General features: G+C 66.0%; 7 protein-coding genes and 2 pseudogenes. 2 read left to right on the top strand and 7 right to left on the bottom strand.

The features are described from left to right. Positions 1–763 precede the first annotated feature (763 nt). The 7 genes and pseudogenes from AC3IYJ_RS39920 to AC3IYJ_RS39890 form a co-directional block, all read right to left on the bottom strand. Positions 764–1,165 carry a hypothetical protein gene (locus AC3IYJ_RS39920; RefSeq protein WP_489403118.1) on the bottom strand — a complete coding sequence of 134 codons (402 nt, stop codon included), beginning with the start codon at positions 1,163–1,165 and terminating at the stop codon, positions 764–766. A gap of 1,052 nt (positions 1,166–2,217) precedes the next feature. Then, the gene (locus tag AC3IYJ_RS39915; protein ID WP_489403117.1) at positions 2,218–3,279 is read right to left on the bottom strand and encodes a ParB/RepB/Spo0J family partition protein; all 1,062 of its coding nucleotides are present in this window, start codon (positions 3,277–3,279) and stop codon (positions 2,218–2,220) included. Next, positions 3,276–4,421, bottom strand: a complete 1,146-nt coding sequence (locus tag AC3IYJ_RS39910; RefSeq protein WP_489403116.1) for a ParA family protein — start codon at positions 4,419–4,421, stop codon at positions 3,276–3,278. Before AC3IYJ_RS39910 ends, AC3IYJ_RS39915 begins: the two co-directional genes overlap by 4 nt. Before the next feature lie 186 nt (positions 4,422–4,607). Then, positions 4,608–4,795: pseudogene (locus AC3IYJ_RS39905) on the bottom strand (DUF7638 domain-containing protein); the annotation flags it as partial. A gap of 915 nt (positions 4,796–5,710) precedes the next feature. Continuing rightward, positions 5,711–6,361, bottom strand: a pseudogene (locus AC3IYJ_RS39900) (ParB/RepB/Spo0J family partition protein); the annotation flags it as partial. Beyond that, positions 6,358–7,518, bottom strand: a complete 1,161-nt coding sequence (locus tag AC3IYJ_RS39895; RefSeq protein WP_489403115.1) for a ParA family protein — start codon at positions 7,516–7,518, stop codon at positions 6,358–6,360. The pseudogene AC3IYJ_RS39900 and the gene AC3IYJ_RS39895, both read right to left, overlap by 4 nt. Positions 7,519–9,590: 2,072 nt before the next feature. Next, complete coding sequence (locus tag AC3IYJ_RS39890; protein WP_489403348.1) at positions 9,591–10,799, bottom strand: RNA-guided endonuclease InsQ/TnpB family protein; 1,209 nt, start codon at positions 10,797–10,799, stop codon at positions 9,591–9,593. Between the two features lie 141 nt (positions 10,800–10,940). On the opposite strand from AC3IYJ_RS39890, the gene AC3IYJ_RS39885 reads away from it, so the two are divergent. After that, positions 10,941–11,645 carry a hypothetical protein gene (locus tag AC3IYJ_RS39885; protein ID WP_489403114.1) on the top strand — a complete coding sequence of 235 codons (705 nt, stop codon included), beginning with the start codon at positions 10,941–10,943 and terminating at the stop codon, positions 11,643–11,645. Between the two features lie 51 nt (positions 11,646–11,696). Beyond that, entirely contained in the window at positions 11,697–12,113 is a 417-nt protein-coding gene (locus AC3IYJ_RS39880) for a hypothetical protein (protein WP_385604760.1), read from the top strand. Positions 12,114–12,141 lie beyond the last annotated feature (28 nt).

Raw genomic sequence — 12,141 nt, 5'->3', positions numbered from 1 at the left:
ACACCTTCGACATCAAGATCGATGGAAAGGAATCGGGCTCTGGGGAGGACGGCATAGGCACAGTCTTCTTGGGCGAGCGACCACAGATCGTTCCAGCCGCCGGACGTGTTGTCCGAGTGGATACGGAAGCCTCGGCCGGATCGTGAGAGAGCCACAGCGAAATCATGGGCAAGAAATCGCTCATCATCTCTCTCGAACGCGGAGGACCCGGCCTCAGGCAGGGGTTGATACGTGATGCGTGTTGTTCTTTCGGCATCAGCTAGTGAAACCTGGCCTGGCATGGTTAAAGTAACTCCTGAAGGAAAGCGCGAAGACGCACTGATCTATCCGCATGGCCCGGGACTTGGGAGGTCGGTGGCCAGCGGTTTAGCGACGGTGTCGGATTCCACGGTCTCTTAGGAGATCTCCCTTCCGGGGCTGCTGCCCCTTGGTAGTCGGGGCGGGCCTGAGGGAGGCCCGCCCCTTGACTTGCGTTCCGTTGCCCCCGCCTGGCTGCGGGGAGCGGGTGAGTGTACACAGCATCGACACTGCGAGTGCCCAGGCTGACGCCACAGCCTGCTTGATCGACTGAGAGGCTATCCCTTGGCGTCGGCAGGCCTCTCGGGGACAGCAGAGGACGAGGATCGGCAGGAAGAGAGCACACAACGGGCTACTCCCGACCCAGGAGTAGCCATGCGGTGGATGTGACCGACCAGGTCCAGGCAATCCGCTTGCTGCGCACCGGGATCCATCACGACTGCCTGCTCCTGCTAGGGGTACATCCCTAGGCAGCCGCTATCAGGACTGTGTGCTCGAAGGCCTCCGGCTCGCGTTTCATGAACTCCCCCAGCCATGCACCAACGCCGAGAACCCTGTAGTCACGGAAGCCCGCTGTGGCATCCAGGCGTTCACCGAGAGTGTGGACGAGGCGAGTGAAGTCCCCCGCCACCACGAGATCGGTGAGTGGCCCGACGGTGCCCTCGCTCAACGCACGGCGGAGCATCTCCACCACGGACCGGTCCCTGTGGGCACCGGACTTGGAAGCGCGGGTCCCCAAATGGGCCAAGGCTTGAGCGATGACCAGTTCTGTTCCGTGGTACCGGAGCGTTGCCTCGTCGCGCTGCAGGAATCCTTCCTGCACCAGCTTGCCCAGGGTGACTCCGTGGAGCCCGGTCAGCTCGCTCACCCGCGCGCCTGCCAGAAGACGAGAGGTGGTGTCACTCATCTGTGCCCTCACTGCATGGTTGACTTTTATACCTTCACATAAGCCTTCAGAAAGGTTCGGCTGGTGTGATCCGAACCTCAGGAAGAACGTACACGACGTGTCTGCAGGTCCACGCCGTCTCGGGGTACTTGAGATCCCTTAGGGTTAAAAGTCAGTCATGATGTAAGCCGGGTTGTCATACTAGTTAAGAACGTACACTCCTTTGGCCGCAAGGGACTTGACAGCAGGGGGCATCAGCCTCTAAGTGAGAGCCCACTGCAGGTCAATGTGGCGTGAGACCACCGTGCCCACGCCACCAGGCCGACCTGCCTCCCCCGTAACAAGCGTGCTGAACTGTCCGGTGTCTCTTCCGCAGTTGCAGCGCTCCCTGCCTGAGCACGCTGTTCGTACGCCAGCTCGGCCTCGATACATATTTGTCTTTGGCTGACAACATCGAGGCGCATACACAGTGTTCACGCTGCAGCGGATCTCCGTGCCTCCATCTCCTTCATCCACACGGCGTGAAGTTCGGGCGAAGGCTTCACAGCGGTCGTAGCGAATACGGGACGCGAAGTCTTGCGGTTGGCCGCCAGAGGAAGAAGGCCGGTCCTTGTTTTGACAGCAGTCGGGTCCAACTCCCCGTGGACGGCCGGTTATTGAGCCGAAACTCATCGGTTGCCTGCCATTGAAGGGGGACGAGGGTGGCAGGCCGGGCAGCGCGCAGAGGTCCGGGCCCGACGGGAAGCAGTCCGTGGAAGAACGGTTCACCTGCGTTCGTCGATGCAGGAACAACTGGAACATCGGGAACCCCGCAACACTGATCGCGCCGTCCAACCGATGGGCATCCAAGCTCCGGCGGCCAGGCCCCGGAGCCCGCCGTCGGCCGCCCACTCTCCCGCTCTTTCCGTGGGCATCCCCTCCCCCGCACCACGGTCCCACCGTGCAGGCTCTCCCACCCAACCGGCAAGGGAACGCCCGTACAGCCCACAAAGCGGCTGTACGGGCGTGATCTGCCAGGTGACGGCGAGGGAGCTCTAGTTGCCGCGTGCGGCCAGGAGGCGTTCGAGCAGTACTGCCTGCTGGCTCTCGTCCATCTTCTCGAAGACAAGGTCGGCCACGCCGTTGCCGTCATGCCAGGGCACGCGCGGCAGCTCCCGGATGTCAATCAGGTACGGGTCCTGAGAGGTCGGGTGCTCCCCCGGCGCATCAGCCGCACAAGCCTCCGCTGCCAAGGGCTCCTGGGTGCTTACGGCGTAAGCACTCTCGCCCTCGGCCTCTTCGTTTTGCTGCACCAGCGGCTCTGGGGTGCTTACGGCGTAAGCACTTGGTGACTCTCCCCCAGTCTCCCGAGTACGCTTCGGCCGTTCCGCACGCTCGGTGAGGGCTTCCTCCACTGCACTCTGCTGTTGCTGAGGGGGCAACTGCCCCACGCGTCGCGCCACCTCAACCGGCAGGGTCTTCTCTTCGACTGCCTGCTGAAGCTCCGGGGTCAGCTTGAGCAGGGCAAGTCTCTGAGTGACCCAACCGCTTGATTTGTGCAGGGCGGTTGCCACCTTGCGCTGGGATCCGTACTTCTCCACGAGCTGTTGCAGAGCCTGTGCCTGCTCCAGAGGTTCCAGGTCCTTGTGCTGGATCGCAGCGACGAGTGCGGTCTCCAGCAGCGTGTCCGCATCCCTGGCCAGAGAATCGTCGATGTGCACGGGTACGTCGACGAGCCCTGCCAGGTTCGCGCCCGCGAGACGACGGTTGCCGTCGACGACGACATGGCCGGCGTCGCCCAGGCTCGACTCATGGCCGGGGTGTGCGGCAAGGAATGCCCACCTGGTGACGACGGTCAGCGGCTGGATGACACCGCGGGCAGCGAGGCTGTCGGCCAGATCCTCGATGTCCTTGAGCTCGTCGCGTGGGTTGTACGGGTTGTGCGCGAGCTCCGCCACGAGCAGCCGCGGCGAGGCCTTCGGGACGCTGCGCTCACCGACCGGAGGTTCGTGCTGGGCCTGGACCGAGAAGCGGGCGAAGCTGGCTGCACGGCTGCTGATGGGCTGGGCCACTGCGTCGAACGTGGCGGAGCCTCCAAGTCGGTCCGCCTTGCTCATACCTTGTTCAGCTCCTCGGCCAGCTTGCGCATCTGCTTGGACTGGTCGCAGCTGGGCGCGTAGTCCAGTAGCGGCCGCTGGACCCGCACGGCTTCGCGCTGTTCCTTGAGGTCGGGAATGACCGCGAGGACCGGGGGCTTGCCCAGCGAGACCCACTTGTCCTTGGAAGAAGTGGCAATGAAGCCGCGTCGGCTGTCGAACTTGTTGACCACCAGTCCGAGCTGCTCGATGTGGATGTCGAAGTCTTGGGAGAGCGACTCGATCTGCCGGATCAGCATGCCGTACGCCTGGGCGGAGGTGTCTTCCGCCTCGACCGGAATGATGAGCCCGGACGCGCCGGGCTTCTCCCCGTCCCGCTGGCGGGCGTAGTGCAGGCCGGTGTCCATGGCCAGGCCAAGGCTGGGCGGGGAGTCGATGACGACGACGTCGAAGTGTTCTTCGACCGGGGCCAGAGCGCGCTCGAGTGCGGCGTGCCGGGGGCCGCGGAAAACAGTCAGGCCGGAGTCGAGGAGGAAGGCGTCGAAGGCTGCAGGCAGCATCCGGAGCCGGCCGCCGAAGCGCTCGCCCTCTATGGTGACGGCCAGCTCCACGAGCGACCGCCGGGTCTGCTCACGGTGCAGCATGTGCGTGATGAGGCTTTCCTCGCCTGCCGGAATGGCCCTCAGACCGAGCTGGTGCGACAGGTGCCCCTGCGGGTCGTAGTCCACGAGGAGGACCCGAAGCCCGGATTCGGCCATGGCCTCGGCCACGCCGGCGGAGACAGCCGTCTTCCCTACACCGCCCTTCTGATTGCAGACCACAATGCGGCGCGTGGTCCGCTGGTCGTTCACGGGGTGCTCGGCCAGCCACAGGGCGACGGACTGGGCCAGGCCCTGGATGTAGGAGACGCCCTGGGAGCGGCAGCCCTCTTTGAACTCGTCGTAAAGACCCTCGGGTAGGTGGGTGCCGAAGGACTCGGCGTCCGCAGTGTCGATGAACGGAAGTGCCTCGGTGTACGAGCACCACGCCTCGATGCCCGCGGACACGGCGTCCTGCACGTCTGTCTGGAGCTGCGCGGCCCGGACTTTAAGGGCCTGAAGGAGGGACGCGGGGAGCTTGGACACGAGCTTCTCCCGCTCACCTCCCTGAGTTGGAGATGACATGGCGGCAGGATACTGCCGCCATGGTGCAGTTGCTTACACCCCCTAAGCCTCGTTTATCCGATTTACGCGTTGGTTTTGCGGTGAGTGCTTACGGCGTAAGCACTCACCGGCTCGATGGGGTCACGCACCTGACCCGGTCACAGCCTCTGACCGCCGGGCCCTGCCACCAGTACCCGCAGCGGCCAGGGAGGCCTCGCCGCCCTCAGGGAAGCTGGTCGCCACCCAGCCGGTGCGCAGCTTCTCCTCGAACTCGTCGACGGTGACCAGGCCCCAGCAATCGATGAGTGGCCGCCGTTGCGGATGAAGGCGTGACGCCAGGTTCCGGGTATGCGGACACCGTCCGCAGTGCGTTGGGTGATTCGGCATCGCTCCAGAGTTTTGTCCGCGGACAAAACTCTGGAGACCACAGTCCACCGGATATGGATCGGCAAGGTGCCAGAGGAGAGGGCGAAGCCGCCTCGGCTTCGTCAGACTTTTGTCCGCGGACAAAACTCTGGGGTGGGTGTCGATGTCGACGCAGCCGAAGGGGCCGGGGCAGCCACCGCGCCCAGAGGCCCCCTTCACAGCACTTTGCCCCGCCGAACTGACGCTCGACGGGGCAAAAGAGGGGTCGCATTAACCGACAGCGTCGGCTAGCTCCGCTGGCTGTTGTTCTCGATCAGGAGCATCGTCAGCTCGGCTCGGTGCTTGGCCGACATGTTCGCCCAGATGACTTGGTACATGGCCTTCGGGTCCTGCCACGGAATCGAGGGCGTCTCCGTGTCCCTGGCGACCTGCGGTGGAATGACGCCTTCCGACTCGCGCTCGCCCACCTCGGGCTCTGCATCGGCAGGCACATCGGCAGGTACATCCGCGACCGGCCTCGGCGTGATGACCGGTGCGGCCGGCGTCGGAGCCGGCATCGGCTGGACCGGCGCAACCTCCGTCTCCGGGGCTTCGGCGGCGGCAGACACGGGGCTCGAGGTCTCCGGACTTTTGTCCGCGGACAAAAGTCCGGCCAGCTGCACGCTCGGCTCGGGTACGTCCGCCACTACCTCCGGCACTCCCCCACCCGGGCTCGGTGCTGCCGACTCCTGCACCGCTGCCGACTCCTGCACCGCTGCCGACTCCTGCACCGCCGCCGACTCCTGCACCGCAGCCGACTCCTGCACGGTGCGCAGTATCTCCCGCTGGGCTGCCTTCACCTGAGCTTCCTGCTCCTTGGTGCCCTTCAGGAAGGCGAGGAGTTCCGCAGCGTCCGCCTCGGGCCGGTCCTTCGCCGTACGGGCGAGCAGGCGGCCGTCGCGTTCGGGGAGTTCCCCGGAGCTGAGCAGGGTCTGGATTTCCTCGGGCAGCTCCAGCAGCACGAGCTGGTTGGTGACCCAGGAGGGGGAGCGACCCAGCCGTTCGGCGGCCCGGGACTTGGCTCCGTGTTCCCTGCCTTCGTCGGCGCAGGTGTCGACCAGTTGCTGGACGCCGCGGGCCCGCTCGATCACGTCGAAGTCCTCGCGTTCGAGGTTCTCCGCGAGCAGGTGGTCGATGAAGTCCGTGCGGGAGGAGGCGAGGTCGTCGCGTACGACGAAGTCCAGCGACTCCAGCCCCACGTGCAGGGCGCTGCGGAAGCGGCGCTCGCCGTTGATGAGGACGTACGCGGCCGAGCCGATGCGGGACTCGTGGTCGGGCCACAGGCCGAGGTAGGCACTGCGGGTGGTGACGACACAGGCGGAGAGCTGGGCCTGGCGCAGCTCCTCGCCGAAGCGGGTCTTGTCCTCGTCGGTGCCGAAGTTGCGGCGCGGGTTGAGGGGGCTGGGGGAGACCTGATCGAGAGGAACCCGGATCAGTTCGTAGTTCGGCACGTCACCCTGTGCGATGGCCTTGGCACGTCCGCGTTCGCTGCGGCCGCCGGTGCGGCGGACGTTGCTGAAAGCGGCGCCGGTGCCGAGGAGGTCGCTCTTGCTCATGTGGAAATCCTCCGCGCGATCTCGCGCATGGCCTCGGACTGCTCGCAGTCGGGGGCGTAGTGCAGGAGGGGCAGCTTGACGCGCACCGCTTCGCGCTGCTCCTTCAGGTCGGCGATGACGGTGATGACGGGCGGGTCACCGAACTCCTTCCAGCTGTTGAGGGAGGAGGTGACCACGTAGCCCTTGCGGCTGTCGTAGAGGTTGACGACGAAGCCGAGCTGGGTGATGTCGATGTCGAGGTCGTCGATGAGGTCCTCGAGCTGCTCGCTGAGCATGTCGTAGGCATCGGCGGAGGTGTCCTCGGCCTGGACGGGAACGATGATGCCGGAGGTCTTGGCGGGCTCGCCCTCGCGGGTGCGTGCGTAGTAGAGGGCGGTGTCCATGGTGTAGCCGAGGCTGGGCGGACAGTCGACGACGATGTAGTCGAACTCCTTCTCCAGCTCCTCCAGGGCCTTCTCCAGCGCGGTTTCCTTGGTGCGGACGTTGCGCGTGGTGGCGAGCCGGGCGTCCAGGAGGAACGCGTCCTTGCAGGACGGGAGCAGGAAGAGCCGGCCGGCGAACACGCCGTGCTCGATGGGTACGAGGAGGTCCCGGACGCGGCCGTCGATCTCGCCCAGCATGTGCTTGGCGAGGCTGGGTTCCTTGATGCTGAGCATGTCGGCGCCGAGGTGGCGGGTCAGGTGGCCCTGAGGGTCGAAGTCGATGACACAGACGCGTGCGCCCGTCTCGGCTAGGGCCTGGGAGACTCCGTTGCTGATGGCACTCTTGCCCACACCACCCTTCTGGTTGCAGACCACGATCCGGCGGGCGCCTTCGTTGGAGGGACGGCGCCTGCCCATGGGGGAGGGGTTGGTGTCGAGCCACAGCCGAATCGACTGGGCGACGCCCTGGTTGTACGGGATCTCCCGCACTCGGCAGTCTTCCTTGAACTCCCCGTAGAGGCCGGTGGGGAGGTACGTGGAGAACGACGAGGCACCGGAGGTGTCCACGGGGGTGGCCGCCGAGGCATCGGCACGCCATGCACGGATGCCTTCGGTGACGGCGTCCTGAATGTCCACGCCCAACTGGGCGGCACGGACTTTGAGTTCCTGTCTCAGGGACGCCGGCAGCTTGGCAACTACCTTTTCCCTGACTTCCGGATCGTATGGGGCAGTCATGCGGGTACCTTACTAACCTTCTTGGGGGAAGGCGAAGAGGCACACCGAGACATCGCGCCCGGGTTGTCCGTCCTGTGACGCTAAAGGTGGCCAACTCCCCCCACGGGTCCGGTCGCGGCCCCGGCTGCGGGGCGGTTCGGACCGCGGGTTGGCGGCCCGCGGCTGCGGCTGCGGCTCTGCGAGGCGAAACCGAGGGACCGTGCGGCCCGGTCGGCTCCGTCGGTCAAGCGGTGTGGATGTGCATTGCGCACCAGCCAAAATTGGGCCGTTGAGGTGTCACCATGGGGCTTCGCAGGCGGGTCAGGGCGACCGGAAAGCCCTGTGCGGCCCCCTGGCGGCCTCGCGCGCGGCGCTAGGTCACATCGCACCAGGACGGTTGAGATAGGCGCCCTGAGGTGCCATTCTGTGGGCCGATTTTTGCCCGTTCTGCCGGAAGGTTTCGGTTAACTCCGCTCTCGGGCGTTGTGCCGGGAAGTCCGGGGCCAAGCCGACGTCACACGTCGATGGACCACACATCGCCGACCTGATGGCCCTCCGGGTCCGGGTCGCCGGATCGCGTACGGGTCCGGGTCGACGATGACGTGCATGCGAGCACCGGACTCCGTCACCCGATGGCGGCACATGTCACGCGACTCGTCATCGGGTTCGAGGGAGTGACCCAAGGTCAGGACGGACGCCCGCAGATCTTTGAACTGAACCCTGGGCGCGAACTTCCCGTACTGCCACGAGAGCAGCGACGGCACGGTGCTGGGGGACCGGTCGTAGAGCAGCCGCTGGATCTTCACGCCGAAGCCGAAGCAGGACATCCGCCCGTGTTCGCGCGGGGAGAAATTGATCTCTACGAGGCCGTAGTCCCGTCGGAGGAGGCCGTCTCCGGGGAGGTCGAGGAATCCCGCCCCCACAGCGGCTTCCCAGCCGTCGGGGTCAGTGCCGATACCTGCCCCGCGTACGTCGCATCGGGTGGCGACATGAGCGTAGAAGTCTAGAGCGGACATTTCACCGTTCCTCCTTGGTATCTGCGCAAAGCAGGCTGAACAACAGCAACGCCCCTGCCGATTCCCCCGCCCTTCGCGGACGGCTTCCCCTTCGGCCGGACTCTTGTCCGTTGTCGGCCCCGGACCGTGAATCCCAGGGGCCGGCCCCTGGACCCCGCCAGCGCCTGGCCGCGCTGGACCGGCCATGGCATGGGGGCTACTCGCCCCCAGACCCCCTCGCCAGGCGCTCGGGCGCCCTGGACCCGCTCCCCCTCACGCCCTGCCCCGACTCCCTGACGGTCGCCGGTGCACCCCTCGGGCGCTGGGCGCCCTCACTGGGCATGAGGGCCACAGCCGACTGGGGCTGACGTGGCCTGTGGCTGAAGTGGGGGAGGGCAGGCCGATGCCCGGCCGACGGGTCGGCGGAACTGACCGTCCTCGGGCCGTTGTCAGTGGGGGAGTTGTGAGATGAGAGCGGACATCCCACGTTCCTGAGCCTGACAGGCCGGTGCAACTGGTCGGGCCGGAGTCGGGGTCAGAGGCAGCGTCAAAGGCGGCGAAGGGACGGATCGATGTGGCTCATGCATCCGTTCGCGTTGCTCTTTTAGTAAGAGGGCGCCGCTCCAGCATGCCTCTGACCTGCAAGTTCGTCGGACTGGGTGTGTCGTGGGGAGCACATTTCAGTCCGTCGAGTGTGTACCTGGCGGGCACACTTGGGCAGAAAATCAAGCACCCCTTGATTTTTGAGAGGCCGCACGCGGCCGTGAATTGATGCAGGTCAGAGCCTCGGGCATGCGTCCGCCAAGGCTCCTTCCCACGTCCCGGAGCCTCCCCGAATGTGCCGCCATCGCGACACGCTAAATCAAGCAGTCGTGGACTTTCGGGGCCCAATCGCAAAATATCTTCACGCAGCGTGTACTTACCGCTCGTTCGGCGCGCAGTGCGCTCACCAGAGGCACCCCCCGGCGCGCCGACGCACCAAAAGACAAGCCCACGTTGATTTTCTGGATAGCCTCGGACCGCCTGAGTAACAAGGAGGTTCTTTGACGTCCTCCCCGCCCTAAGGGACGGGGATTCCTAGCTCACTTCGCCTGACACCTAGCAGGTGGCAGGGCTTACAAGATCAGCAATAGCCGGGTTGAGACCAGCCCGGACGAGCATCACGTGGGCGGAGTTCTTGTCCCTGGGGGACACGGTTCCGCAGGCGGTGCACGTATACGTTCTCTCGGAAAGAGGTAGGCGGTGCTTGGCTCTCGCTCCGCAGTGCGCGCAGTCCATGGTGGTGTGCGCGGGGTGGACCAGGTACACGGTCTTGCCGTGCTTGCGGGCCATCTCGATCAGGGCCGTCTTCGTTGTGCCGATCGCGGCATCGGCCGCTTTGCGGGCCATGGTGGTCTTTGCAAGGAATTTCGGTTTGAAGTCCTCCACCGCGAGGTGGTCGAAGTCGCGGACGAGTGTCTTCGCCCACTTGCGGCCGGCGTCCTGCCGCTGCCGGGCGGTCTTCTTCGAGATCCTCGCCGCCGCCCGGCGGGCCTTCCGGTAGCCCTCGGTGTCGGGCTGGTTCTTCGGGGTGCGACGTCGGGCCATCATCCGCTGATAGCGAGCGAGCTTCACGGCGGCCGTCTTGCCGTGCCCGGGGTGCGGAAGGTCGTGGTTGTCGCTGGTGGTGGTCGCGGTTTCCTTCACACCCCAGTCGACACCGATCACCGCGCCGGTCTCCGGCAGGACCTCGGTCACGGTGGAAACGACGAAGGAGGCGTACCAGTGTCCGAGGCTGTCGCGGTACACGCGCACGCTCGACGGCGGCCTGGGCAGCTCACGCGACCACACCACCTTCAGCGCAATGCCGCCAGCGAGGTGGAGACTGCCGTCCTTGATCCGGAAGCCCCGGGTCGTGTAGTTCAGCGACGGCGCGGCTTCACGCTTCCGCTTGATGCGGGGCATCCCGGCCCGCTGCCGCATCGGCAGCTTCGCCTTGATGTCCTTGAGCGCCTTCGCGCGGGACTTGGCGAAGTCCCGGATGATCTGCTGCTGAGGAACCGAAGCACCCTCGCGCAGCCACGTCATCGACTGCCGGGCTTCGGTCAGCATCTTGTCGAGCTGTGCCGGGCCGCACGTCGTCTTCTCTGCGGAGCCCTTGTTGAGACGGTGGACCTTGCGGGACATCGCCACGCATTCGTTCCACACCCACCTGCACCGCCCCCACTCCCCTTCCAGGGAGGTCCGGGCGGTGGACGACAGGCGCAGCCGGTAGGTGTACCGGGCGTGCCCGGACACCTCTTCGGCTATCACTGCTGTCGTCACGATCCAGAAGCTAACACCCCCCACTGACAACGAAAGAGAGTGCAGGTCAGGACAGATGCGAAGAGAACTCCGGCGCTTCGCGCCTCCGCTTCAAGGACCCATTCCTCCCCGACCCAAAGGCCGGGGCATCCTGGGAGAAACCAGGTGACATCTGATCCGCCCGCCCGTCGTCGACAGCACGGGCCCCAGCCTGTCTCCACTCCCACGGCGGTAGGAAACGAGGCCGAGTACGGAGACATCCTGGCGGTCCTCGGCCAGCAACTCGGGGAGAAGGTGGCGCACGCTGCCGACCCCGGCGGCCGTCGTCGGCTCAAGGGTGTCCACTTCGAGTACGCGGCGGATCCGAGGTCCGTCCACGACATGGCCGGGGGCGCCGGGTACAGCCTGGCCAGCAACTGGTTCACGCAGCTCCTGGCCCAGTTGGCCGTCGCCAACAGCATCACGAAGTCCCAGCTCTGCGTCTTCCTCTTCGTGGCCGGCGGGCAGGTGCCGGGCACCGGCATCACCCAGTACACGCAGCAGGAGATCACCGACGGGCTGAACAAGGTCGCCGCACAGAAGGGCGGCAAGATGATCACGCGTTCCACCGTGAACCGTGCCGTCCAGGCCCTCTGCGGCTACAACTGGGTCGAGAAGGCCGGCAGGGGCCGGATCCAGATGAACGTGCGCCTGTGGTTCCACGGCAACAGCACGGCCCAACACGAGGTGCTCGCCGAGATCGCCGAGCGCCACGACCGCGACGCCGAGGCGTTTCCGTACGCGGTGGGGCCCGACGGCGCCCATCAGGAGGAGCTGGACCTCGACTTCGGCGTCGAGACCGGCTTTGGGGGAAGGAAACGCACCGGGTGATAGTACTGCCAGGCCCGTGCACGGGCGACCGCTCACGAGGAAGGCCATCCCATGGCTAACGTCATGTCTCCGATCGTCGCGGAGCGCATCTGGGCCCTGCCGTTGTCGGGGTCCGCCGTCAAGTTCCTGCAGTACCTGGTCTCCCGCAGCGATTTCGGGGGAGCGCTACCGGTACGGCAGAAGGACATGGCGGCCGAGTACGGGGTCACGCCCCAGGCCGTCAGCGGCCTCATGGCGCCCCTGTGCGAGCTGAACATCGTCCTGCGGCCCCGCAGCGAGGAGCGCAACGGAAACTCGTACCGGCTCCACCCTCTCGCGGCGAAGTACGAGAACCCGGAGGCGATGGAGGCGGCTTTCCGTGCCGCGCTCGTCCGCATCCAGGCCGGGGACCTGCCTAACCTGAAGCTGCCGACGTACCACCAGGCCCCGCCCGCCCCGACCGGCCGGCCGAAGCTCCAGGTCGCCTGACGCCCGCCCCGGACATCGGTGCGGACAA

The organism is Streptomyces sp. GL_140 (assembly GCF_057834465.1).
The sequence above is the reverse complement of the archived record's forward strand: the minus strand, read 5'-3'. Positions and strand labels throughout refer to the sequence as shown.

What these genes read in the sequence shown, in the direction of transcription:
- AC3IYJ_RS39915 (WP_489403117.1), bottom strand. Translation starts at nt 3,279, where the DNA reads ATGAGCAAGGCGGACCGACTTGGAGGCTCCGCCACGTTCGACGCAGTG.
- AC3IYJ_RS39910 (WP_489403116.1), bottom strand. Translation starts at nt 4,421, where the DNA reads ATGTCATCTCCAACTCAGGGAGGTGAGCGGGAGAAGCTCGTGTCCAAG.
- AC3IYJ_RS39895 (WP_489403115.1), bottom strand. Translation starts at nt 7,518, where the DNA reads ATGACTGCCCCATACGATCCGGAAGTCAGGGAAAAGGTAGTTGCCAAG.
- AC3IYJ_RS39880 (WP_385604760.1), top strand. Translation starts at nt 11,697, where the DNA reads ATGGCTAACGTCATGTCTCCGATCGTCGCGGAGCGCATCTGGGCCCTG.